This is a genomic window from Bradyrhizobium sp. Ghvi, from assembly GCF_900115265.1.
GTDB lineage: Bacteria > Pseudomonadota > Alphaproteobacteria > Rhizobiales > Xanthobacteraceae > Bradyrhizobium.
The window spans coordinates 13389-38115 of the sequence record NZ_FOVU01000003.1; the positions used below are offsets into that span (position 1 = coordinate 13389).

Below are 24727 nucleotides of genomic sequence, written 5' to 3' on the forward strand. Positions count from 1 at the left end.
CCGGCGCGGTTTAGCCGAAAACTCAATTAGGCGATAACGAAAGCTGTTCCACGAGGGACAGTTCACCCGAGGGGTGCGACACAATGCGTGACTGTTTGAACCACCGTGCAGGATTTGACCGCGTTTTGGCGACGGTCGCAGCGACCTTCCTGACGGTATCAGCCGGCTCGGCGCTGGCACAGGACCAGGCGCGCAGCAGCGCGGCGGAGCTCGCGATCGAAGCCGCGATCCCGCGCCCCGAGCCCGCGAACGTCCCACCCCCGACCGCGTCCGACATCAAGCTCGACACCACCGCCACCCTGCAGGACGCAACGAAGGAAGTCGCCAAGGAGCCGGTCAAGACCGAAGCTGCTCCCGCCCCGATCAAGGTCGAGACCAAGCCGGCAGACGTCGCCACCACGCCGGCAGCCGATGCGCCCAAGAACGAGCCACCCAAGAACGAGACGGCCACGACCGAACCCGCGAAATCCGAGCCTGCCAAATCTGAGGCTGCCAAAACTGAGCCCGCCAAGGCTGAGCCTGCAAAGTCTGACAGCGCGGCAGCACCGGCGGCCGTTCCCGCAGCCCCTGCGGCAGCAGCCGCGCCAGCCGCCGAGCCGGTGAAGGCCGCGAGCAACGTCCCCGCCGCCGATCAGCCGGTCGCCGACAAGATCAAGGACATCCTCGGCGCCAAGACCTCGCGCCATTTCGAGCGCAAGAACGAGCGCGCCGCCGTCGAGAAATTCTACGGCGCCCGCGACTTCGCGCCGGTCTGGACGCAGGGAGGCGCCCTGAGTGCTCCGGCCAAGGGCGTGATCGCGCGGCTGAAGGATGCGGCTTCCGATGGTCTCAATCCCGCCGATTATCCCGTGCCTGACTTCGCCGCCGCGACGACGCCCGATGCGCTCGCCGATGCCGAACTGAAGCTCACCGCAAGCATGCTCGACTATGCGCGTCAGGCGCAGAGCGGCCGCATGCATTGGTCGCAGGTCAGCGCCGACATCCAGTATCCCGAACATCCGGTCGATCCGAACGAGGTGCTCACCAAGGTGACGACCGCAGCGGATGCCTCAGCCGCGCTCGACAGCTACAACCCGCCGCAGAAGCTCTACAAAGAGCTGAAGGCCAAGCTCGCGCAGCTGCGCGGCCAGGGTGACGGGCCGGCGATCGAGATCGCTGACGGCCCAACGCTGAAGTACACGCCCAAGGGCAAGAAGCAGGCTGAGATCGTCGTACAGGATCCGCGCGTGCCGCAGCTCCGCGCCAAGCTCGGCATCACCGAGAACGCGAGCGACGACCACTATGACGCGACGGTCGCCGAAGCCGTGCGCAGGTTCCAGGACGGCGCCGAGATGAAGGCGACCGGCGTGCTCGACGACAAGACCGTCAAGGCGCTGAACAGCCCGAAGCGTGACAAGCAGATCGACACCGTGCTGGTGAACATGGAGCGCTGGCGCTGGCTGCCGCGCGATCTCGGCGTGCCTTCGCTGGGCGATGCCTATGTCATCCTCAACATTCCCGACTACACGCTGAAAGTGATGCAACGTGGTCAGCAGGTCTGGACCACCCGCGTCGTCACCGGAAAGCCGGGCCAGCACGCAACCCCGCTGCTGACCGAGACGATGAAGTACATCACGGTCAACCCGACCTGGAACGTGCCGCCGTCGATCGTCTATGGCGAATATCTGCCGGCCCTGCAGCAGGACCCGACGGTGCTTCAGCGCATGGGCCTGAAGCTCGAGCAGAACCGCGACGGCTCGGTGCACATCTCGCAGCCGCCCGGCGAAGCCAACGCGCTCGGCCGGATCCGCTTCAACTTCCCGAACAAGTTCCTGGTCTATCAGCACGACACGCCGGACAAGTACCTCTTTGCCAAGGACGAGCGCGCTTTCAGCCATGGCTGCATGCGCGTGCAATATCCGGATCAGTACGCCTCGGTCCTGCTCAACATCGCCATGCCGAACGAGCATTACACGCCGGAGCGCGTGCGCGGCATGTACGGCTCGGGCGAGATCGATCTGAAATTCCCGACGCCGATCCCGGTCAACATCACCTACCAGACCGCGTTCGTGGACGACGCCGGCAAGCTGCAGTTCCGCAAGGATGTCTATGGCCGCGACGCGACCATGATCAACATCCTGAAGAACAGCCGCGGCAAGGACCTCGAAATGGTCGTCGCGCATTCGCAGCCGAGCTACTCGCGTCCGGCGACGACGCTGCCGAGCGGCGTTGCGATCGCCAACAATGGCGGCGGCTCGTCCGGTCTGAACTTCTTCGAGCGGCTGTTCGGTGGTGGGGCTCCGACGCCGCCGCCCGCTCCGGTCGGCCGCCGGACCCAGCGGGTGTTCACCCGCTGAGCCGCCCCGCGCTCTTCTGAGCTTTCTCAATGAAATCAACGGCCCCGTCCCCCCCCTCGGCGGGGCCGTTCTACGTTAACCATTCCGCACCTGGGTCCCGCCACCCCGGCGTTTTTTTGCCACAGTCAACCGTTTAGGATTGTAGCCTGACTTGGTTTGGGGGTGGGAAGGTCAACCTCGAATTAACCTTCTCGCTTTAAGAAAGCGTTCATCCTCTTTCGCGTGCCAACGGGGTTGGCGGGAGAGTCCATTTTGAACGCTCGTCGACTGGGTGGGCTCATACGTGCTGGCTGGTTTCGCACGCCAATTCGCTGCGTCGTCGTTGTTCCATGCGGGCGTCAAGGTCGGATCTCGGATCGGCCTTGCCTCGCTGGTGCTGCTTGCGGCTGCCGGTTCGGTTCATAACGCAGCCGCGCTGAACGAGACCAAGACGCTCTCCTTCCACCACACCCATTCTGGCGAAGATCTCACCGTCACCTTCAAGCGCGACGGCCGCTACGACGAAGCCGCGCTGAAAACGCTCAACCACTTCCTGCGCGACTGGCGCACCCAGGACGAGACGGTGATGGACCGTCACCTCTTCGACATCCTCTGGGAAGTCTATCGCGACGTCGACGCCAAGCAGCCGATCCAGATCATCTCCTCCTATCGCTCCCCCGCCACCAACGCCATGCTCCGCCGCCGCTCCGCCCATACGGGCGTGGCGCGCTTCAGCCAGCACATGCTCGGCCATGCGATGGATTTCTATATTCCCGGCGTGCCGCTGGAACAGATCCGCTTCGCGGGCCTGCGCCTGCAGCGTGGCGGCGTCGGCTTCTACCCGACATCAGGCTCGCCGTTTGTGCATCTCGACACGGGCAACGTCCGGCACTGGCCGCGCATGACGCATGACCAGCTCGTCCGCGTCTTTCCGGACGAACGCACGGTCCATATCCCGACCGATGGCGTGCCGCTGAAAGGTTATGAGCTCGCGAAGGCCGACATCGAGCGGCGCGGCGATGGCGACGGCGCCAGCAAGCTGGGCTTCTTCGCCGCCTTGTTCAAGGGCAAGTCGGCTCCGGCAGCTGCCAGCAGCGAAGAGGATGACGAGGGCGCGCCCGCCCCGGCCGCCAAGCCCGTGGCACCGACCGTGGTCGCCGCTGCGGCCAAGCCCGCCGATCCGGTGCCGACCCCGCGCGCCAAGCCGTCAGCGGCCTCGGCGATACAGCTCGCCGCCGCCGATGCGCAGCTCGTGGCGCCGCCCAAGCCGAAGCCCGCGCCTGACAGGCCGGCAGCCAGCAAGCCCGAGACCCCGGCCGACATCATCAATGCCCGCGGCTTCTGGGATGATGTCCCGTCCGCGCCGCAGCAGGCGACGCCGGCCCAGGTCGCCGCATTGAAAGCCCGTCAGGCGCTTGCCGCGGCCGCCGATCCGCAACCGACCGCGAGCGTCTCCAACGCAGCCCTGCAGGCGCTGGCTTTCGCGCCGGCGGCCTCACCGGATCACGCCAAAGTGGTCGCCGCGTCCGCGCCGATTCCGCGCACGGCGCGCCCGGCCACCGCGCGCAATCAGGCGCCGGCCACCGAGATCAGCAGCGTCGTCGGCAAGAGCACCGACGGCATGGTCGCGACAGCGACACGGCTGTCCGCAGCCAAGAACGAGAGTATCTGGCTCAAGATCGTGATGCTGTCGCCGAGCGCCAGCCGCGCGATGTCGGTCACGCTGATGGGCGAGCTCGATATGGTTACGTTGCGCGGCTATTTCATCAAGCCGCAGACCGTGATCGCAATGGGCTTCACAGACGATCCCATGCAGGGCCTGTCCTGCGACAGTTTCTCGGGCAGCGCGACGGTCAAGCCCGAGACGACCTCGTTCGTCATGCGCACCGCCGCGCTGCGCTGACGCTTCGGCATTTCACTGCTTCGTCGTCCTGGCGGAAAGCAAGGACGATTGCCGGCCTCAGATCATCCCCAGCGCCTGCATGTAGGTCTCGAGAATCGTCTCGGCCTCGGCGCGCTCGTTGGGATCCTGCTTGCGCAGGCGCACGATGGTGCGCAGCGCCTTGACGTCGTAGCCATTGCCCTTGCTCTCGGCATAGACGTCGCGGATGTCGTCGGAGATCGCCTTCTTCTCTTCCTCCAGCCGCTCGATGCGCTCGATGATGGATTTGAGCTGGTCCTTGGCAAATTTCGTCGCGGGCTCGTCGTCGCGGACGGCGGCGGAGGTGGCCATCTTGGTACTCCCAATGGAACTGGCAAAACGAGGTGACGCCGGCATCCTCACCGCGCGTGCTGGCAGAACTGTTAGGGTTCGTGCCTGCCACGTTCAAGCAAGCAACACGCTCGTCCACAGCGCGCCCACACCTTCCTGCGGAAGTGCAAAGAAAGCTGTTGTGTGGTGCGACTCAGCCCCGCCCCGGACAGCCCCATCAATGATTGTGGGGATGGACCTTCTTCATCGCCTCGATCTGCTCGGGCGTGGCCGTGCCCTGGTACTTCGATTTCCAGGTCTCGTATGGCATGCCGTAGACCGCCTCGCGGCTCTCATCCCTGCTCAGGGGCACGCCTTGGGCATCGGCGGCCTCCTTGAGCCAGTTGGACAGGCAGTTGCGGCAGAAGCCCGCCAAATTCATCAGGTCAATGTTCTGGACGTCGGTCCGCGTCTTCAGATGATCGACCAGACGCCGGAAAGCGGCCGCCTCGAGCTCCGTTCTGATTTTGTCGTCGATTGCCATGGCTGGACCTCTCGGCTGTTTCTGACCTCGATGGTGGTCACCGTTACGGGATCAGGTGGGGTCCTGTCACAGATTTTGCCATATCGCGGCGCAAACGGCCGCTAAGCCGGCGTCTGGGCAACTCCCCCCTCCCCTACGCCAAATCGTCAATCATCTGGTATACGTTCCGCGACAATGATCGCCGAATCTCCCCGTTCCCCCCTTCGCCTGCTCGCCTGGTTGGTCCCGGTGTTGGCGGCTGCTCTCATGTGCCTCTGGGCCAGCCCGGCCTCGGCCGACTTCCGGCTCTGCAACAACACCTCGAGCCGGGTCGGCATTGCGCTCGGCTACAAGGATGCCGACGGCTGGACCACCGAGGGCTGGTGGAACATCTCGTCCCGCGCCTGCGAGACCCTGCTCAGGGGAACGCTGGTCGCACGTTACTACTACATTTACGCGATCGACTATGACCGCGGCGGCGAATGGTCGGGGCAGGCCTTCATGTGCTCGCGCGACAAGGAATTCACCATCCGCGGCACTGAAGACTGCCTGGCGCGCGGCTACGACCGGACCGGCTATTTCGAGGTCGACACCGGCGAGCAGCGGGCCTGGACGGTGCAGCTCACCGACGCCAATGAGCAACCGTCGCAGCAGCGCGTCCCCGGCATGCCCGGCCCTATGGGCCCTGGTGGTGGCGTTCCGGGTTTGCCCAATAGCCCGCCCGGTGCTACGCCCCCGGGCTCGCCCGGCCTGCCACCGTCCGCCGCCCCGCCCTCGCCCCCGCCTGGAAATAAGCCATGAGGCGTCTTCGCCGTATCAAGATTCTCGCGACCCTGGGACCTGCCTCTTCAGACCTCGCGATGATCCGCCGCCTGTTCGAAGCTGGCGCCGACGTGTTCCGCATCAATATGAGCCACACCCCGCATGACAAGATGCGGGAGCTGGTGGCGACCATTCGCAATGTCGAATCGAGCTACGGCCGCCCGATCGGCATCCTGGTCGATCTCCAGGGCCCGAAGCTCAGGCTGGGTGCCTTCGCCGAAGGTTCGGTCCAGCTCCAGAACGGCCAGACCTTCACGCTCGATTCCGACAAGACACCAGGCGATGGCACCCGCGTCAATCTTCCGCATCCGGAGATCCTGGCTGCACTGCGGCCCGGCCATGCGCTGCTGCTCGACGACGGCAAGGTGCGGCTGATCGCGGAGGAGACCTCCAAGGAGCACGCGGTGACGCGTGTCGTCGTCGGCGGCAAGATGAGCGACCGCAAGGGCGTCAGCCTGCCCGACACCGACCTGCCGGTGTCGGCGATGACGCCGAAGGACCGCGCCGACCTCGAGGCCGCGCTCGTCACCGGCGTCGACTGGATCGCGCTGTCCTTCGTGCAGCGCGCCGACGACGTGCTCGAAGCCAAGAAGATGATCCGCGGCCGCGCCGCGGTGATGGCCAAGATCGAGAAGCCGCAGGCGATCGACCGCCTCGCCGACATCATCGATGCCTCCGACGCGCTGATGGTGGCGCGCGGCGATCTCGGCGTCGAGCTGCCGCTGGAGCGCGTGCCGAGCCTTCAAAAGCAAATGACGCGCATGGCGCGCCGCGCCGGCAAGCCGGTGGTGATCGCGACGCAGATGCTGGAATCGATGATCCAGTCGCCGGTGCCGACCCGCGCCGAAGTCTCCGACGTCGCCACCGCCGTCTATGAGGGCGCCGACGCCATCATGCTGTCGGCGGAATCGGCAGCCGGCAAATTCCCGGTCGAGGCGGTCTCGACCATGAACCGCATCGGCGAGGAGGTCGAGCGCGACCCGACCTACCGGTCGGTGATCACGGCGCAGCGCCCCTCGCCTGAATCGACCGCGGGCGACGCCATTGCCGACGCCGCGCGGCAGATCGCCGAGACGCTCGACCTGCCGGCGCTGATCTGCTGGACCTCATCCGGCTCGACCGCGACGCGCGTGGCGCGGGAGCGGCCGAAGCCGCCGATCGTGGCGATCACGCCGAACATCACCGCCGGCCGCCGGCTCGCGGCGGTCTGGGGCGTACACTGTGTGGTGGCTGAGGATGCGCGCGACCAGGACGACATGGTGAACCGCGCCGGCCAGATCGCCTTCCGCGACGGCTTTGTCCGCGCCGGCCAGCGCGTGATCATCGTCGCCGGCGTACCGCTCGGCATTCCTGGCACCACCAACATGGTGCGCATCGCCTCGGTCGGCCCCGAAGGCGACGCGAATATGTGAGGCGGCAGGCCGCCACCAGCACAAAACGCGAAAACAACCCCATGCACAGTAGCCGGCTGAACCCGGCTGCTTTGCTCGGTTTTTCGGAAAAAGCGTGTTCAGGCAACGACTTGAGCGCGGTCAGGTCCCCGCTCGCCTCTGCTGCGGCCTTTCAAGCCCCGACCAGCGCCTTGGTTGTCGGCAGCAGCGTCTGCTGCACCACGAGGCCCCGGGCGCGGGCGTCCATGACGCCGACGGCACGCAAGGCCAGCAGCGTCACGGTCTGCACCGCATCACGCATCCTAACGGGATCTTCGAGATTGTCGGGCGCGAGCGGGCCCACGAGCGCCTCATGCAGCGCCCCTAACAGCGCGGTCGCGGCAAGCGAGGTGTCCTGCGCCGGCAGATGACCCGCGCGCACCGCGGCGTCAATCCGCCCCGCGATCTCGCCTGCGATCTCGCGGCGGCTGGCGAGGCGCGAGGCGCTGACATCGACATCGACGGGCTCGGCCAGAATGCCCCAGGCCAGCCGGCGCTGCGACAAGGTGTGGACCGCCACGGTGGTCACCGCCGCCGCCAGCGCCGAGGACGGCCCCGGCGCGGCATCGGCCGCCCGCCTGATAGCCGCGAGCTCGTCGCGGGAGACCTCGGCGATCAGTTCGGAGATCAGGTCGGCCTTGGAGGGGAAGTAGCGATAGACGGTGCCGGCCGCCACGTTGGCCCTGACCGCAACCGGTGCGATCTGCACCGCCGCCATGCCGCCTTCGGCTGCAGCTTCCCTTGCCGCCGTCAGGATGGCGCTGCGCCGAGCCGCAAGGCGCTTAACCACTTGATGCGTCCGCCGATAAACCATGGCGCGCTTCCTGTCCCAGACGCCGCCCGCACGCCCTGCGGCCGAACGTTTCGTCACTGATATCGCCGCAAATCGCCCCGCAAGGACTGAACAACTATTCAGGAGAGATGACAAGAAGCAAATGCGTGACGGATCACGCTCGTCCGGCCGCGCTCGACATGGACGGCTCGCGGGACCAACGGCGCCGCTCTGACATGCCCCAGCATGACGTTTCCTGCGGTGATTCATGCGACCTTAACTGGCTGGACATAGTCCTACGGGCATCAACCGGAATTCTGGAATGCGCTCCATAAGTCCGCTTTCTGCGTCGCATGGCCTTGCCGAAGATGGGCTGCACCCCTCGGGCGTGGCGTCTTGATGCTGCCACGCACGGCACCCGCGGCTGACTTTCCCGACGCCATGTCCATGCCCGCGGCCCAAAGCCTGCGACGGCGCGGGATGACGGACCTGCGCGGGAAGGCGCTTGCGTCTATCGCCATCGTCGTCTGCTCGATGCTGCTAGGGGCGCTCTACACGCTCGCGATGGGCGAGGACGTCAACTGGGATTGGCAGAACTATCACGAATACAATGTCTGGGCTTTGCTGAACGGCCGCTACGACATCGATGCGGTCCCGCCGGGCTTTCAGACCTACTTCAATCCGATCGTCTATTTTCCGGTCTATTATCTCAGGCACTTCCTGCCCTCGCCGTATGGGCTGATGATCATCGGCGCGATTCACGGTCTCAACCTCGCGCTGGTTTGCCTGTTTGCACGCCTGGTGCTGCGCGAGGCCGCAACCGTTGCGGCGGTCGCGGCGGCGGTTGTGATCGCGGCTTTCGGACCGATGACGCTCTCGGAGGTGGGCACGAGCTTTTCCGACGTGCTGCTGGCATTGCCCGTCATCGGCGGCTTCCTCCTGATCCTGGTGGCAGATCGCCGGCCCGTCGTCCGCTATCTGCTGGCTGGCTTGCTGATCGGCGCCGCCGTCGGGCTGAAGCTGACCAATGTCGTCTACGCGATCGGTGCAGCCGCCGCAGTGCTCGCTGCCGCGCGGCCCCTTCGGGCGACCATCCTTCTTGCACTCGGCGGGATCATCGGCGCGGCGCTCACCGGCGGCGAATGGTGCCTGATCACGTGGCGCGACACCGGCAATCCGATCTTTCCGCTGTTCAATGCAGTGTTCCAGTCAGGCGAGGTGGCGGCCGTCAATCTGATGGATGCGCAGTTCATGCCCCATGGCGTGCTCGACGCACTCGCCTATCCCTTCTACTGGCTGGTCGGCGACCACAGAGGCGCGGAGCATCCGTTCCGCGACGCGCGGTTCGCGTTCGTGACGGTGCTGTTCGTGCTCGGCGTGTTCGCGCGGATCGCGCGAGGTGCTGCGATCCTCACACGACGTGACGTCCAGCTCGTGGTGATGTTTGGTGTCTCGTACCTGGCCTGGCTCGGCCTGTTCTCGATCCAGCGCTATGCGGTCGTCCTGGAACTGTTGTGCGGCCCGCTCATCGTTCTGCTGCTCGCGCGCCTCGCAGCGGGCGCGGGCCCGACATGGCCTGCGGCATCTCCCTCTCCGCCGAACGCACTGATGTTGACGGTTGGAGCCGCGATCGCATTGTGGTCGCAGCCCGCGGACTGGTGGCGCCGTCCCTGGTCCGAAACCTACCGACCTGAGATCGCCGATGAACTCGCGCAGCCTGCGACCTACTTCATCCTCGGCAAGCCGCTCGCTTATATCGCGCCGCAGCTTCCTTCGCAGTCGCGTTTCTACCAGCTCGCCGATATCGGCGTGCCCATCGTGCCCGGCGGCATCTTTGATCAGCGTATCCGCGCCGGGCTGAAGGACCCCCTGCCCGGCGGCGTCCGCGAGTTACACATGCGCGGCGAACCCGACCGCAGCACGCTGCTGGACCGCTACGCGCTCACCATCGATCGTTCGCGGCCTTGTGTCGCCATCGAGGGCGCCCGCCCCGGCACCGTGCTCGAAAGCTGTCCGCTGATCGAGCGGACCTCGCGTTAGGGCGTGGGCTTATAAAGGCGTATCGGCGCCCCATGGCCGAGCGGAGAACATCCGCCCGGGGAAACTTTCTCGGCTTTGACCCGACCAAAGGGAAGGCCCGTCACCGTGTCGGCCATCGGCGCCAGACCGGACGCGGGCCGCGCTTGCCATGACCGCTGCTTGCGACCCGATGCGGACCTCTCGCCGGAGAAAAGGTAATAAGTCGCCTATCTCCAGCACGTCGTTTTCGCGCTGCTCGTTGGTTAATTCTCGCGCCAGAGCACATGACGGGAAGAAGTTAATTATCCTTGATTTAATCTAATTTAATTATTGAAAATATTAAACAATGTAAAGCACGACAGTACTCGAGCAAACTTTTGCCAGGGCGTTGCGCGCGGGCACGTGCTCTAGCTGCCCAAACTCGTTCTATCCGTATGGAGCTGGCTGGCATGGATCGAGAATACCTTGACACGTTGTCCATTGATGAATTGTGGGCGCTGCACACGGAGGTCGATCAGATCCTCGCGGCGAGACTCCTTGCAGAAAAGCGCGAGCTAGAAAAGCGGCTCGATCAGCTCGGCCAAGGAGCAAACTCGAACGAACCGGCGAGGACCCCCCCGGCGAAGAACTAGGACGCGAAAGCCGTGTCTTGTTATATTTAGTGATTGAACTCGATTAACTTGATTTAATTATCCAGACTGGAAGACGTGTTTAATTGCAATAGCCATGAGGGGGCGGCATGTCCTCGTACGAACACGACTACCGGCGCGAGTTTTTGAAGACCTGCGGAAAATTCGCCGCCGTAACCCCTCCTGCCGTGACCATGCTGGTGTCGACATCAACTGGGTCGCGGCGCCTGGCGGCGAGGCGCGGGGGCCCGGGGGCCTACGAACCACCATCATCATAAACACGGTGAAAGTTAGCTGAAACACGATGAAGATTAGCTGAGGGTCGCCGACGGGGCGCGGCTTACGGCTCCATCTCTCTTCGCGACGAAATCGGTGCGAACGTGCTCAGGTTTCGAGCCCTAGGTACGTCGCCACGCGGAGGACCCGACCATGAGTGGTCTCCATTATCTCCAGACTTCCCCGTCGGCCGTACGGGCTGATCTCTTCCAATCGGCCGAGTTGCCCTTGGGCAATCCTTGGGCGGATGCTGCTGCTGCTATGCTTCGTCACCGTTTCGAAGCACTCGCTTCTCAGCTCGCCGAACTGGAAGCGCTTCGCGAACGAGTGCTCAAGGCTGAGCAGAAGCTCGACCCGATTTTCATCAGATGAAAAGCCGGGTCGGGCAGCAATAAGCGCCGCTTAGCGCTTAATGAACTCGGCCAGCTTCAGCTTCTGGTGACCTATTGGCCTCTGAAGAGTGCTGCCGCGCCAAAGAGTAGGGCGCATTGGAGGCAGATATGCTCAGGTCGGTGATCCAGTCTGCGGTCATAGCAACGTTGTTGATCACTCTGATTATCCCGCCGGTCATCACACAGGCCTTTGGCCACGGGAGCGGTGGTGGTGGTGCCGGGGGCGCGGGCGGTGGCGGCGGTGGTGCCGGTGGTGCTGGAGCTGGCAGCGGTGGCGGCGGTGGTGCTGGAGCTGGCGGCGGTGGCGCTGGAGCTGGCGGTAGTGGCGGTGGCGCTGGAGCTGGAGCTGGCGTTGGTGGCGCTAGTGGTGCTGGAGCTGGCGGCGGTGGTGCCGCTGGTGCCGGTGGCGCTGGTGGTGCGGGTGCCGGTGGTGGTGCGGGAGTTGCCAACGGTGGTGCCGGTGGCGGTTATGGCGGGGGCCATTATGATGCCGGTGCATCCAGCTTGCCCTATTCCAGCCGGCTGGGCACGAACATGCAGCTGATCCAAAGGAGCAAGGCTTGGTCTGGTGCTGGCTGGGTTCGTGACGATACTTTTTATCCGTTCCGCGAACGCGTGCCCCGGCTGGGGTGGGGCATGTGGAGGCACGCAGCGCCCGTGTCTGACCTCCACAGGCTTCACAACGCTCAGCGAAGAAGGCTCCAGCCGCACGAAATGCGGAAGATGCTGTCGGACCAGAAATCTGTGCGATCGTTCGGGACGCGAACCTCATTGGACGCGCCGCCATCCGGGATCGAGCGTAAGGAAGAGCAAACGACTGGGGCGGCGCCGGTAGATGCCTCGGCGGATGTGGTTAAGGTCGCCCCGCCGCCCGCGATCGAGCGCGAAAGCGAGCAAACGATCGGCGCGGCATTCGTAGACGCCTCGGCGGAAGTCGCTCAACTCAGCCCGCCCTCCGTTATTGAACATGAGGACGCCTCGACAACGCGGTCACTCGACGGGCTGGTAGCGATGATGATGGCACTCCTCGCATTTGGCATCCCGTTGCTCTTTCACCATAAGGATGCCCAACGCGTGTTAGCCTATGCTGTGAGGCGTCGCTCCGAAGCACGCCTCGACGATGCTCGCCCCGTCTACTTACTGTGTCCACCGCGGATCGAAGCGGATCCCGATCTTGAATCCAATTTGGAAGCGTCCGTGAAAAACGTTCTCAAAACAATAAAGGAGGCGGAGACCGAGATGGCTTCCTCGCGACAGCTCCGAAAACCTGCGTGAAGCCGAGCCTTCCCCGAGATTGTTGACGCTGATCAGATTGGATACGACTGGCGCGAGGCCAAACGTCGCGAATGACCTCCGCCGACCAATAGAACGTCACCTGGTCGCACCTAAGTTGATCCTCATCTTGGGGAATGCCAGCTCGGCAGACGCCGAACGACTCCGTCAAGCGTTCGCTGCCACGCTGAAATCACTGCATTTGGTTGATCGCAACGATCCGGTCTGCGAGATCGTCGCGCGGAAGGTAGTCGAGATCGACGCCGCGGGCATTCATGACCCGGACGCGATCGCGAAGACGGCTGCGAGAGAACTTGGCCCCAATTGATTGAGGCCGCCTTGCAAGGCGGCCTCATAGCTCCTTCGGAAAGTTGCCGGGTCGCTAGTCGTCGTGGTGGTGGTGTTCGCGGTGCTCGTACCGGACGCCCCTACAAGATAGCCCCTCGGATCGGGCAATAAGCCTGACGTATTGAACGCCGATTTCCACCGATGCTAGATTGCCACTTTATCCCGGTTGCTTTGACGCCGTCCTAGTAGTGCTTTTTGGTACTGTGGAGGACATTATGCGAAGCTCTCGCGCAATACTTTTTCTGCAACGACTTGGCGAGCTCGCCTCTCAGCTCTCAGAACTGGAAGATCTTCGAAGTCTGGTCGAAGATGCAGAGCGCGACGCCCGCGGTGCGCCTGCATTACGCCCTAGACGCCATGCTTCGCGCCGCCTTCGAGGTCGCGATCTCGGCGCCCTGTCTGTCCGCCTTCGCGGCTACACACCAGCAAGCAGAAATGCAGGAGGTCTCACGATTCAGAACGACAATCAAATCGAATGGACGGTGCTTGAGCCATTTCCCGACGGATGGTGGGCTTCCTCCTAACGCTCTTGAGCGGCTGCCTTGTCGTCTGCTTGTGGCCCTTAGCTGACCCTTCGCCGATCGCAGGCGTGGTCCGCTTTTGGCGGCAGAGCGGACCGAACGTGTCTGCTCTGCCCCGAATAGCAGACCGCGCCTGCGGGCGATCCACGCGCTTATCAACAAGGCGCCTCCGAGGCAGCGGAAATGGAGATCAACGCCGCTGTCCCTGGCGGCCGACTAAAGGCCGTGCGCGCGCTCGAGGCAGGCGCGCCTGTGCCGGTGCAAGCAGGTCGCTCGTCACCTATTTGCCCGCGCCGGTCGTCAGGCCGCTGACGATGTAGCGCTCCAGGAAGATGCCGATCAGGACGAGGGGCGCGATTGCGGCCGTCGATAGTGCCGCCATCGACCACCAGTTGATGCCTTGCGAGCCGGTCTGGCTCGCGACCATCACGGGCAAGGTCTTGGCATCCGTGCTGGTCAGCAGCGCAGCGAAGAAATACTCGTTCCAGCACAACACCAGCGAGAGAATAAAAGCTGCCGCCATGCCAGGAAAAGCCAACGGCAGGATTATGCGCAGAAACGCGCCCCAGGTCGACAGGCCATCGACGAAAGCCGCCTCGTCGAGCTCGACCGGTATTGCATTGAACTGGTCCCGCATGATCCAGATGACGATCGGCAGCACCGTCAACGTATAGAGCAGGATCAGCCCGAAGGTGGTGTCGAGCAGCGCGAGCGCCTTGTAGAGCACGAGGAAGGGCAGGGCGAGCACCACCGGCGGCAGGATGAGCTGCGACATGAAGAAGAACAGGATATCGTCATTGCGCATCCAGGCGAATTTGTAGCGGAATCGGCTCAAGCCATACGCCGCCAGCGATCCGAGGATCAGCGCCAGGACAGACGCGCCGATCGAGGTGATGATGCTGTTGATGAAGCGATTGACGAACTCGGAGCGGGCGGTGGAGGTTTCGAACAGCGTATCCGGCGACAGCCCGAGCGAGCGCCAGCCCTTCCAGTCCGGATGGAAGTCCACCCACGGGATCAGGTGCGCTTGTGTCACGTCGACCGCCGATTTGAACGAGGTCGTGACGGTCCAGTAGATCGGAAACAGGCAAATGAATGTCCAGAACAGCAGCGCGGCATAGATCAGCGCGCGGTTCGCCATCCGCTTGACGCGCGGTGCGACGGGGTGCCTGTGGGCGGTTATCGCGGTCGTGACAGCCACGTGAGCAACTCCCTCAAGTAACCCGCTGCGTCCAGCGTTTGGACAGGCGCAGCATCAGCGTCAGCAGCACGATGATCAGAAGCAGATAGACCATGGCGAGCGCGGTGCCGTATCCGACGTTCGAGCGGTCGCGGTAGACGCGGTAGATGAAGCTCGAGACGGTGTCGGTCGCGCCGCCAGGACCGCCGGCGGTGACGTTGATGACGATGTCGGCGAGCTTCAGCTTGAAGATGATGCGGATGATGAGCACGGTGATGCTGACCGGCAGCATGATCGGAAACGTCACGTGCCAGAACGACTGCCAACCATTCGCGCCGTCGACCTTGGCGGCCTCCTGCACCTCCTTGGGCATGGCCTGGAGGCCCGCGAGCAGGATGATCATGATGAAGGGAATGGACACCCAGGCGTCCATCGCCTGGATTGTGAAACGTGCCATCCAGGGGGAGGCGAAAAAGGCCGGGTTGTCCCAGCCGAGATAGCGCGCCAGCGTCGCCGCCGGACCGAAGCGATATTCCAACAGCGACTTGCCGATCATCCAGCTCACGGCGACGGGGCTCAGCATCATCGGCAGCAGGAACACGACACGAAAGAATTTCCGCCCGCGGATCTCAGCGCTGAGCAGCAGCGCGAGCGCGAACGCGATCGCATACTCGCCGAGCACTGCGAGGGAGTAGAACACCATATTGCTGAGCGCGTTCCAGTAGTAGGTGTCATTCAGCATCGCCCTGACGTTGTCGAGCCCGCTGAAGTGTGGGCCTTCGATCGAGGACAGGTTCCAGTCGAGCGAGGCGATGTAGAGCCCGAATATGGTTGGAAAGATCACCACGGCGACGGTGAAGAACACGGCCGGCAGCAGGAACAGCGCGCGCTGGCCGCGCTCGCCGCGCATGAGCACCTGCGCGGTCCCGAATGCGGTGGCCCAGAGCAGGTACACGATCAGGATCGGCCGCCAAGTCGAAAAGCCGGCGGCGATCGCGCCGGCTGCATGCAGGACCTGAACGATCAGCACGAGCAGGAACACGAGCGAGGCGAGACCGATCAGGATGCGGCCGACCGTCGCGCGCCGGCGCACTGCACGCTTCATCGCTGCTCTCGGGGGCACGGCGTCGGCTATGTCAACGGAACTTTGCATCGAATTCGATCTCGTCGGACCCCGCTTCACCTATCCCGCGTGCGGGAGAGCGTAGGCCGCCTTCGACGACCGTCCTCTCGAGAAACGCCGACGCCAAAGCCCCGGCTATGCCGAAGGCACGAGTGAGGGCACCATTCACCTCGGAAATCCTGATGAGGACGCCTCCTCTCCCCGACCCTCCCCGCACGCCCGGGGGAGGAGCGCGTCTGGCTTCGAGCTCTGCCGCGAAGTCATCCTTCCTATACGCCGAAAGAGGCCTTGTAGAGTCCGATCTGCCGCTCGCGGCCGAGTTGGTCGGTCAGCTTCTCCCAGGCGGCGGCAATGTTATTGGCGCCGGTCTGCGCATCGACCTTGCCGGAGAAGATCTTCGTCAGCTCGTCCTCGGCGATGCTGTAGTACTGGAAGATACCGGGAATGCGCGGCTCGACCGCCCGATTGGGGTGGTTATACGAGTTGAACTGCGAGTTCAGATAGGACGTGATGTACTTCCTGTCGTAACCTGCCGCCACCCATTCATCGATTTGAGAGTGGCTGGTCCGGTGGACCTGGAAACCGGACGGATACATCACCATCCAGAGCGACAGGTCCTTGCCGCCGAGATGCGCCGCCGCGCTCCAGGCCGCCTTGTGCTTCTTCTCGTCGCCATTGACCCGCGCCATCACATAGATGCCCCAGCCGAGATAGGCGCAGTTCGGCGCATGGTTCGGCCCGCTCGGTAGCTTGTCCCAATTGCCGGTCTTCGAATTGTAGACGTCGTCCGATCCCGGCAGGATGTCGAAACCGACGGTATCGCCAATGACGGAGGTATCGCTCGCCTTCGCTACCTGGCCGATGTCACCCCACCAGGGGATCATCGAGCCGATGCCGGCCAAAAATTGCTGGAAGCCGGTGGTGTTCGGATCGGCGTTGAGCTGGTCGGCCGGCTCGGAGGGCAACGCATCGATCACATCCTGGATGGCGCGCACCCAGGCCGGATTGTTGATGCGCGGCTTCATCGTGTCGATATCGAACAGCCATGCCTTGTCGTCGGGATGCTTGGCGTAGGCTGTGGCGCGGCTGCCGAGGAAATAGAAGCCGAACCCACCCCAGGGCTTTGGCGCGTCCAGATAGCCATAGACGCTCTGGCCCTTGAATTTCTGGCCCTTGAGGAACTTCGTGACGGCCTGCACCTGCTGCCAGGTCTTCGGCACGCCCCATTCGGTTGTGTTGCCGGCATCCTTCCAGGCCTTGGCGAGCGTGGCGTCCGAGAACACGTCGGTGCGATAGTTGAAGTTATGGCAATCGCCATCGATCGTGACGCGATAGGTCTTGCCGTTCCAGGTGCCGACCGGCGGCTTCAGGTAAGCGACGTAGTCGTCGATATCGATTTGTTTCTTGACCCAGTCCGGCATTTCTGAGGCGAGGCCCTTGCCGCAGACGTCGCCCTCGAAGGGCGCTCCCATCTCGAGAATGTCGAAGTCGACGGTACCGGTTGCGATCGCCTGTTGCAGGCGTGGGTTATAGTCGGCCTGCGCCAGATCGATCCAGGAGATCTTCGCGCCGGTATAGGCCTCCCAGGGCTTCAGGAAGCCCCGGAACAGCAGATTGTGCAAGTTCTGATTATTCAGTCCCATGAAGGAGAGCTCGACGCCCTTGAACTCACCCTCCTTGATGCTCGCCTTGGTCGGGCCGAGGCAGAGCTCGCCGACCTTCTGCCAGTCGGCGTCGGTGGGCGCACCCTTGCCGACGCCGGGAATCTTCGTGATCTCAGCGCGCAGATTGGCCTGCGCGAATGCAAGCTCGGAGAACGTGCCGAGCGCGCCGGTCGTGCCAAGTGCGGCGGCCCCGGCCGCGCTCTTGAGCACCGTTCGCCGGGTCGGGTGCATTGCGGGATGCTGGTCATGCTCTTGCTGCTTCACCACGAAATCCTCCCTTTTTTGACGCTGCTGATATCAAAGTTTTGGTCAGGTCAGATTGGGCCTCCTAGCACCACCGAACAAGTGAGGCTCGCCGATCATGTCGCGGCGATGGTGCGCGAAGCCGCGTCAAGTATGCAACGGCACCGATCAATGTCAACGAATCCGCGCAAAGCGGACGCGGTCGACCGAACGCAATTGCTCTTCCTTTCGTTGCAGTAGGGATATCCGACGAAGCCCTTACAATGAAATACTGCCGCCCTTTTTCTACAGAATCCCTTTCCGCCGCTGTTGCGGGGTGAAGCGGACATCAGGCCGCCAGCGGCTCCGCGCCTGATCAGCCGAGCTGCCCGGTGAGCAGAAATGCGTGTGCAACAGCGGAATTGTGGTAGGCGAGGAGCAGGCTCAAGCACCATGGCAGAAGCGAGGCCGGCGCCATCAGTTCGAACTCGGACGCCAGCGCGGATCGGGTTCTGCCTGGCAGCTCAGTGGGCAAGGGAAACGCCTCCTTTCCGCGAAGCCCCGCGCGAGCGCGAGCACTTTGCCAGCAAGCGCCTCGAATTGACGGCCTCGGCTCAACCGTTGCTGAGGAATCGCAGCCGCAACGGCCTGAGTACAAATAGAGCCAATCCCACGACGACGAAGTTCAAGATGGCAGTCAATACAAACACAAGGTGCCAACCGCCGCTTGCTGATTTGATGAGGTTGGCAACCGGCACAAGGAAGGCCGACGCGCCTTTGGCAGTGTAGAGCAGGCTGAGATTGACGGTCGCAAATTTGCTTCCGAAAGTGTCCGTGCACGTGGACGGGAATAGGCTGAAGATCTCACCCCACGTCAGGAAGATCAACGCAGCGAAAAGAACGAATGCCCAGGGGGCGTGACCCAGAGTCCCCAGCAACCAATACGCCACGCCGCCCAGACCAAACGCGATGGCCATCGTGTATTCGCGGCCGATCTGATCCGAGATCCAGCCAAATAGAGGCCGGGCTCCCCCATTGCAGATGCTGTCGACGACCAGCGCCACGCTCAATGCCGACGCGCCGAACAGGATCACTACGTTTCCAACATTAAAGTCCTTGGCGATAGGTGCGATCTGCGCAGTCGCCATCAACCCGCTCGCCGATACCATGATGAACATGATGTAAAGGAGCCAGAATACCCCGGTGCCCAATACTTGCCGAGGCGTATAGCTGCGCGTCGTCTGCATTACTCTTGGCGCAGCGATGCCGACCATCTCGTCGGGATCCGGCGCCCGTAAGAACCACGCCAGGACGAAAACAAGTCCACCCTGAACCAGCCCGAACCAGAAAAAAGCCGCTTCATAGCCGGCAGCTTCAATCACCGCGCGAATAGGAATGACGGTCAGCGCCGCGCCGGCTCCGTATCCAGCAGCCGTAAGACCGACGGCCAACCCTCGTCGGTCTGGAAACCACTTGACGGCTTGACCGACGCAGGTGGCGTACACCGCGCCGCCTCCGGTGCCGCCGACCACGGCACCGAGATAGAGCATTGTGAGGGAGTCTGCATACGCGTTGATAATCCAGCCGAGAGCGACCAGGATACCTCCAACTGCCACGACCAGCTTGGCGCCACGTCGCCCACCGAGACTGTCAACGATCCACCCATGGATCGGCGTGAGCCAGGTCTCGAGAGCGATGAAGATGCTGAAAGCAACTTGGATCGAGGCGATCGACCAGCCATGCGCTTGGCTGATGGGATTGACGAATAGCGTCCAACCGTACTGCAGATTGGCAATCAGTATCATGCATAGAACACAGCAGATGAGCTGAGTCCGTCGTGTTGTCGGAATTGCGGGTGATCGGGAGTCAATGGTTGCTGTGGTCATGTTCCGTCCCTGTTACCGGCACGGATGTGCCTGGTGTGATCGGCCACTCATCGAGGCAGGGACGCCCGCTTGCTTCTGAGTTTCGGGTTGCTAGTTGCCTGTTAGCTCAGGTCCCGAAGACGGGCCTCTTTCTATCTGCCAAGTACGTGGCAGGATTTCACCGAATTTCACCGTTGATATTGGCGAGAGGTCCGGAAGGTTCCACGAAAGGTTCTAGTCCTTTCGTTGTGGAGCACCAAGCGGGAGGTGCTGCCCATGGCGCCTCGGCGCGGCGACCCAAACCAGGCGTCGAGGATTTCGGAGCGACGATCCTTATGCCGAGGTGGGTGCATAGCGAAGCCGGTCGGGAAGGCGGCACCGCAAGATCAGCGCGATCAGCAAGATGATCGCCGAGAAAAAATGACTTCGTAGGATTTCGATCGATCCAAAGTCAGGGGCACCCGGATCGATTGCAATCGGACGCGCGTTGAGTGCAAATGTGGCGACCGCAATCGCCAAAGGCAACGCACCTCCGGCGTTGGTCAGGACCATCACTGCGGGGATCAGCGATACGAAATAATGGGTCCAGGCGATCGGAGTGAATATCGTGATGCTGACGAGGGCCACGCCCACCGCGGCGCCACGCCAGGCCTGCCGCCGCGACATCCAACCGGATATTGCCACGCCGACAATCGCGGCCGCGAGGGACGTCAGTTTCATCGCCGCCGACATTGGCAGCATCCGCCAGTTTCCGACCTCGGCTTGCATGCCGAATGAGGAGCCGAGCCAAGCCGCCAGCGACTGGTTGTTGAACGCTACCAGCAGCACGTTCGATACCCGCCGCATCGACTGAACATAGTCGAGCGTAAGGTCCAGTCCCGCGGCCGCAACGGTTGTGGCGGCCAGGACCAGCGAGAACACGATGAACCAGAACGCAGCGCGAAAACGGCCGCCGGCGAGCCAGTAGAGCAGGAGAAATCCCGGCGTGATTTTTACTGCGCAGGCGGCGGCCAGCAGCGCGCCCGGCGCCACTGCCCGGCCGCGCTCCGCCAACGCCAGGGCCAGTACGGTCATCACCAGGAAGAGCGCGTGCGTCTGCACCAGCCACATCGCATATTGGAACGGCGTGCTGATCGCGATCGCCAGGAGCAGGATCGAAAGCGGCAGGGGCCGCAGGAAATTGCCGGCCCAGTTCCGCGCGACAATCTCGATCGTCGCCGCCAGCGAGAATGCGGCGATACACAGGAAGATGAGGGCGAAGGTGCCGAACGTCAGATGGCTGCACATTGGTTGCAGCATCCAGGCCCACAGCGGGGTCTGGACATAAGGATGCAAGAATCCAGTGAACCCCGCGTCCGCCCCGGCGCTCACCCATGCGGGCGTGTCGACGACGTGGAATAGGTTCGGATGGAAGTCGTAGAGGTGCCCGCCACTCCCCTGAGCCAGCATACGGCAGCCGATATAGGATGACGACAGGTCGTCGCCCGGCGCTTTCCGAAATCCAATCACACTGTAGGCGACGAAGATGAAATAGAGCGCGAGCCTATAGAGCACTGGTTTGCCTGCCCAGGCGTTGAAGTTCCCCATGGTGTCCCCGGCGCAAACCCTGTGAATCAGACGTTATCATAGATGATAGGTCACGCAGCAATCCGCTGTCGCAAGCGCGATGATGGCTTGCGCCGCTTCGACATTGGCGCGGGGAGTGCAGTGATTAGTCCGTCAGAGCCTGGTCGAGCTTCTCAGTTCGGTTGTGTGATTGCGAGCTGCGTCGATGCAGCTTCGGCCGTTCGCCAGGCCGCGCACCGGCCAAGGATCAGAGCGAAGACGATGAGGATTGCGGGGAAGCCCACGGGCTGGCCGAGAAAAAGGAAGCTTGCGAGCAGCCCGAAGACGAGCGCCAGGGCCATCATCTCGTGGCGCGCGAAACCTTCATCGAGTCCTGCGCGGATGAGAAACGCCACCGCGATGCCGAGCACGACCAGATCATACATGAAGAGATAGGGCGTCGTGAGCAGCGCCGCCGCCGCAAGCATCGCCGCTTTCAGCGCGTAGGGCAGCCTGCTCCGCCACGCCACCACCAGCACCACGGCAATTGCTGCCGTCAAAACCCACTGGAAGATCCAGCCGAGCTGCTCGGTTCCGCCGAGGTAGCGCACCAGCGCGAAGATGCTCTGCATCTTGAACCAGGGTGCCCTGCCTTCGGTCAGGAAGGCCTGCGAGAACATCGGAATCCAATGGAAGAAGGCCTGCCAGCTTTCGGTCCCGAACGCGAGCCAGGACGCACCTGCGATGGTCACCGTGACGATTGCGGCCGTGAAAAGCACCGTCCACTCCGCGGCGGCGAGCAGCACCAGCGGGAAAAGCAGTCCATATTGGGGTTTGTAGCTCAGGAGACCCAGACAGAGTCCGGCCAGCACCGGCCGCGTCGGCAGCAGAAAAAGCACGCCGCCGATCAGGGACGCCGTCAGGAAGCCGTTCTGTCCGACCAGGACGTTGAGGAAGACGGCGGGAAATCCAAGCGCAATCACCAGGCCCGCATTGCGCCCGATGATCGCGCGCACCACGGCGAGATAGGGCACCATGCTGAACGCGGCCCAGCCCATGAAGGCCGCCGCATAGGGAAATCGCGCGAGCAACGAGGCGACGAACAGGAAGGGCGGCGGATAGTGCCAGGCGAAATGGCCGACGAAATCCTGCTTGAGCAGCGCTAGCTCGACCTGCTTCTCGATGTCCCAGTCCCAGGCCTGCGCGGGATGGCCGGCGAGCGCCAGCTTTCCGGCCGCCCAGACATTGACGAAATCCGTCGGGATACCGCGACCTTCCGCGTCGAAGATCCACGCATGCGCCAGATAGGCCGCCGGAAAATACGCCAGCGTGATGATCGCCAGCACGAAGGAGACGTTGAGGAGCGTCGCAGGGATCGCATCGTGACGACCAACGGCATGCGGGACTGACGAAGCTTCGGCCATGCGGCTTCCTTATGACGCAATATGACGACGGATGCGTTCAAGCCATACACCCTGATGACTTGAAGGAGGCTTAAGCGCACGCCAGCGCCGACGCGCCGGGCAAAGCAAAAGAGCCCCGTCCATGACGAGGCTCTTCGCTATTCCGTCGATCGTCTGGCTTACTTGAGGCTCGCCGAGATCGAGCCGAACTTGGCGTTCAGCGTGGTGCCGAGCTGGTTGACGACGGTGATGATCGCCAGCGCGATGCCGGCGGCGATCAGGCCGTATTCGATGGCGGTGGCGCCGGATTCGTCCTTCACGAAACGCGAAACGAGGTTCTTCATAGACTGCTCCAAAAAAGGTACACGAGGCTTAATGGTCTGGTCATTCCGGCTTCCCAGCGCCGCCCGACCATGGAACCCAACTTAGGGGCAAAGAATTGCGCCGTAGTTAATCCGGCTGCGTAAACACGCAACGGTTTGCACGTATTCGGCGATGGTAAACCGAAGTCTAAAACAATCGGTTAAATTGCGGAGACACCAATTCGCCTTCACCACAAGGGGGGAGGGAACAGACCTTTGTCGCGGCGGTGACCGAGTCCCGTCGCAGCGCGTTCTCATCACGCCGATTTACTCCAAGTTATGACCGCTATGGTCCAATGCCGCCCGCTCGGCCAACACCCCAAGAACAACACGAGGCGGCATGTCCCTTTCCTTTACCAACAGCATTGCCGCGCAGGGCCGCGCACGGGCTCTGGTGCCGTTATGTGTCGGTGCGGGCGCCTATCTGTTCTTCCTCTATTTCGGCGACACGCTGCTTCAGGACTCCGACTCGTTCTGGCAGATCAAGATCGGTCAGTGGATCGTCGATCACCACGCCCTGCCCTATACCGATTTCTATTCCTTCACCCGACCTGGCGAGCCCTGGATTTCGACCTCGTGGCTGTCGCAAGTCCTGTTCGCCGCCTCCTATGCGCAATGGGACTGGGCCGGCCCCGTGGTTCTTACCCTGCTTGCGATTGCGGCGTCGGCGGCGATTCTGGTTTATCTGCTCGACGCGAATCTCGAAATTCCGCGCTCGGTGCTGTTCGCGATGCTGGCGATCGTGCTGTCGCTGCACCACATCCTGGCGCGCCCGCACATGCTGGCGCTGCCGGTGATGATCGCTTGGGTCGGCGTGCTGATGAATGCGGCCGACCGCAAGGTCGCACCGTCCTGGGTCTGGCTGCCGCTGATGTCGCTGTGGGCGAACCTGCATGGCGGCTTCGTGCTCGGCCTGGCGCTGATCGGCCCGATGGCGATCGAAGCCATCTGGACGCTGGAATCCGGCGAGCAGGTCCGGCTGCTCGCGCGCTGGTTCGTGTTCGGCGTCGCCGCGATGGCGGCCGCCTGCGTCACGCCGTATGGCTGGCGCACGCTGCTGGGCGCGACCAACATCCTCAATCTCGGCGAGCTGCTGTCGGTCATCTCCGAATGGACGCCGGCGAATTTCGCTTCGTTCTCCGCGTTCGAAGCCGCGATCCTCGGCCTCATCGCGCTCGGTCTGTTTCGCGGCCTGACACTGTCGCCGCCGCGCATCCTGCTGATCCTGCTTTTCACCTGGATGGGGCTCACCCATGTCCGGAGCATCGAGGCCTTTGCCTTTCTGGTGCCGCTCGTGCTGGCCAAGCCCCTCGGCGAAGGATCGCCGCTGCCGCAGCTCGACGCGCTGGCTACGCAAAGCTGGGCGGCGCGCTACGTCACCATCATGGGCGCACTGATGATCGCGGTCGCGATCTGGACCTCGACCTCGATCTACATGTCGCATCACCGCTTCACCTTCACGGTGGACCAGACGCCGGTCGCCGCCGTCGACCTGCTCCGGGAACGCAAGGCGCAGCGTGTCTTCAACGGCTACCAGTTCGGCGGCTATCTGATCTCGCGCGACGTGCCGGTGTTCGTCGATGGCCGCGCCGAGCTCTATGGCGAAAAATTCGTGATGGACTTCTTCAAGGCCGCCGAGGGCAAGAGGCCCGACTTGCTGCCGCGCCTGCTGGACGAGTACAAGATCGACGCGACGCTGCTGGGAGCCGATACGCCGGCTCCGCAGATCCTGGATCACCTCAAGGGCTGGAAGCGGCTCTATGCCGACAACGTCGCCGTGATTCATGTGCGCGATGACCAGCCGGGCACGGGCAACGCGCCGATGTCCGCGCAGTCGAATTGAACCGCCGGAC

21 protein-coding genes are annotated in these 24727 nt (G+C 63.3%); 11 read left to right on the forward strand and 10 right to left on the reverse strand.

Annotation, left to right across the window (positions count from 1 at the left end):
* Positions 1-83: 83 nt before the first annotated feature.
* The gene (locus tag BM374_RS11255; RefSeq protein ID WP_092292004.1) at positions 84-2336 is read left to right on the forward strand and encodes a L,D-transpeptidase family protein; all 2253 of its coding nucleotides are present in this window, start codon (positions 84-86) and stop codon (positions 2334-2336) included.
* 283 nt (positions 2337-2619) lie between these two features.
* On the forward strand, positions 2620-4218 hold the full coding sequence (locus BM374_RS11260; RefSeq protein WP_244552574.1) for a peptidoglycan L,D-endopeptidase MepK: 1599 nt from the start codon (positions 2620-2622) through the stop codon (positions 4216-4218).
* 57 nt (positions 4219-4275) lie between these two features.
* Here the strand turns inward: BM374_RS11260 and BM374_RS11265 are convergent, their stop codons facing one another.
* Positions 4276-4548 carry a DUF2312 domain-containing protein gene (locus tag BM374_RS11265; RefSeq protein WP_008546273.1) on the reverse strand — a complete coding sequence of 91 codons (273 nt, stop codon included), beginning with the start codon at positions 4546-4548 and terminating at the stop codon, positions 4276-4278.
* Positions 4549-4744: 196 nt separating this feature from the next.
* Positions 4745-5050, reverse strand: a complete 306-nt coding sequence (locus BM374_RS11270) for a DUF1244 domain-containing protein (protein ID WP_092292008.1) — start codon at positions 5048-5050, stop codon at positions 4745-4747.
* Between the two features lie 174 nt (positions 5051-5224).
* Between BM374_RS11270 and BM374_RS11275 the strand changes: the two genes are divergently transcribed.
* Positions 5225-5830: a DUF1036 domain-containing protein gene (locus tag BM374_RS11275; protein WP_092292010.1), complete on the forward strand. Its 606-nt coding sequence runs from the start codon at positions 5225-5227 to the stop codon at positions 5828-5830.
* A complete protein-coding gene (gene pyk, locus BM374_RS11280) occupies positions 5827-7263 on the forward strand; it encodes a pyruvate kinase (RefSeq protein ID WP_092292012.1) in 1437 nt (478 codons plus the stop codon). Before BM374_RS11275 ends, pyk begins: the two co-directional genes overlap by 4 nt.
* A 151-nt stretch (positions 7264-7414) precedes the next feature.
* Here pyk and BM374_RS11285 read toward each other — a convergent pair whose 3' ends face one another.
* Positions 7415-8095 carry a TetR/AcrR family transcriptional regulator gene (locus BM374_RS11285; protein WP_092293381.1) on the reverse strand — a complete coding sequence of 227 codons (681 nt, stop codon included), beginning with the start codon at positions 8093-8095 and terminating at the stop codon, positions 7415-7417.
* A gap of 438 nt (positions 8096-8533) precedes the next feature.
* Between BM374_RS11285 and BM374_RS11290 the strand changes: the two genes are divergently transcribed.
* The 6 genes from BM374_RS11290 to BM374_RS11315 all read left to right on the forward strand — a co-directional run bounded on the left by BM374_RS11290 (position 8534) and on the right by BM374_RS11315 (position 12969).
* Positions 8534-10093, forward strand: coding sequence for a glycosyltransferase 87 family protein (locus BM374_RS11290; protein ID WP_177248238.1), 1560 nt, complete (start codon positions 8534-8536; stop codon positions 10091-10093).
* 428 nt (positions 10094-10521) lie between these two features.
* Positions 10522-10704, forward strand: coding sequence for a hypothetical protein (locus BM374_RS11295; protein ID WP_143270174.1), 183 nt, complete (start codon positions 10522-10524; stop codon positions 10702-10704).
* A 426-nt stretch (positions 10705-11130) separates the two neighbouring features.
* Positions 11131-11349 (forward strand): hypothetical protein, encoded by a 219-nt coding sequence (locus BM374_RS11300; protein WP_092292018.1) that lies wholly within the window; start codon positions 11131-11133, stop codon positions 11347-11349.
* Positions 11350-11577: 228 nt separating this feature from the next.
* The gene (locus BM374_RS38540) at positions 11578-11913 is read left to right on the forward strand and encodes a hypothetical protein (RefSeq protein ID WP_177248239.1); all 336 of its coding nucleotides are present in this window, start codon (positions 11578-11580) and stop codon (positions 11911-11913) included.
* A 179-nt stretch (positions 11914-12092) separates the two neighbouring features.
* Positions 12093-12644: a hypothetical protein gene (locus BM374_RS38545; protein ID WP_177248240.1), complete on the forward strand. Its 552-nt coding sequence runs from the start codon at positions 12093-12095 to the stop codon at positions 12642-12644.
* Between the two features lie 22 nt (positions 12645-12666).
* Positions 12667-12969: a hypothetical protein gene (locus BM374_RS11315; RefSeq protein WP_143270175.1), complete on the forward strand. Its 303-nt coding sequence runs from the start codon at positions 12667-12669 to the stop codon at positions 12967-12969.
* Positions 12970-13790: 821 nt separating this feature from the next.
* Here BM374_RS11315 and BM374_RS11325 read toward each other — a convergent pair.
* The 7 genes from BM374_RS11325 to BM374_RS11360 all read right to left on the reverse strand — a co-directional run bounded on the left by BM374_RS11325 (position 13791) and on the right by BM374_RS11360 (position 22856).
* Complete coding sequence (locus BM374_RS11325) at positions 13791-14651, reverse strand: carbohydrate ABC transporter permease (RefSeq protein ID WP_092292026.1); 861 nt, start codon at positions 14649-14651, stop codon at positions 13791-13793.
* A 73-nt stretch (positions 14652-14724) separates the two neighbouring features.
* On the reverse strand, positions 14725-15795 hold the full coding sequence (locus BM374_RS11330; RefSeq protein WP_244552575.1) for a carbohydrate ABC transporter permease: 1071 nt from the start codon (positions 15793-15795) through the stop codon (positions 14725-14727).
* A 287-nt stretch (positions 15796-16082) separates the two neighbouring features.
* Entirely contained in the window at positions 16083-17708 is a 1626-nt protein-coding gene (locus tag BM374_RS11335; RefSeq protein WP_092292030.1) for a type 2 periplasmic-binding domain-containing protein, read from the reverse strand.
* Between the two features lie 605 nt (positions 17709-18313).
* Positions 18314-19585: an oxalate/formate MFS antiporter gene (gene oxlT, locus BM374_RS11345; protein WP_092292034.1), complete on the reverse strand. Its 1272-nt coding sequence runs from the start codon at positions 19583-19585 to the stop codon at positions 18314-18316.
* A 312-nt stretch (positions 19586-19897) separates the two neighbouring features.
* Positions 19898-21151: a glycosyltransferase family 87 protein gene (locus BM374_RS11350; protein ID WP_092292036.1), complete on the reverse strand. Its 1254-nt coding sequence runs from the start codon at positions 21149-21151 to the stop codon at positions 19898-19900.
* A 152-nt stretch (positions 21152-21303) separates the two neighbouring features.
* Positions 21304-22533 (reverse strand): glycosyltransferase family 87 protein, encoded by a 1230-nt coding sequence (locus tag BM374_RS11355; RefSeq protein WP_092292038.1) that lies wholly within the window; start codon positions 22531-22533, stop codon positions 21304-21306.
* Between the two features lie 158 nt (positions 22534-22691).
* Positions 22692-22856 (reverse strand): Flp family type IVb pilin, encoded by a 165-nt coding sequence (locus BM374_RS11360; protein ID WP_092292040.1) that lies wholly within the window; start codon positions 22854-22856, stop codon positions 22692-22694.
* Positions 22857-23214: 358 nt separating this feature from the next.
* Between BM374_RS11360 and BM374_RS11365 the strand changes: the two genes are divergently transcribed.
* Positions 23215-24717, forward strand: coding sequence for a hypothetical protein (locus BM374_RS11365; protein WP_092292042.1), 1503 nt, complete (start codon positions 23215-23217; stop codon positions 24715-24717).
* The last annotated feature ends 10 nt before the right edge of the window (positions 24718-24727 follow it).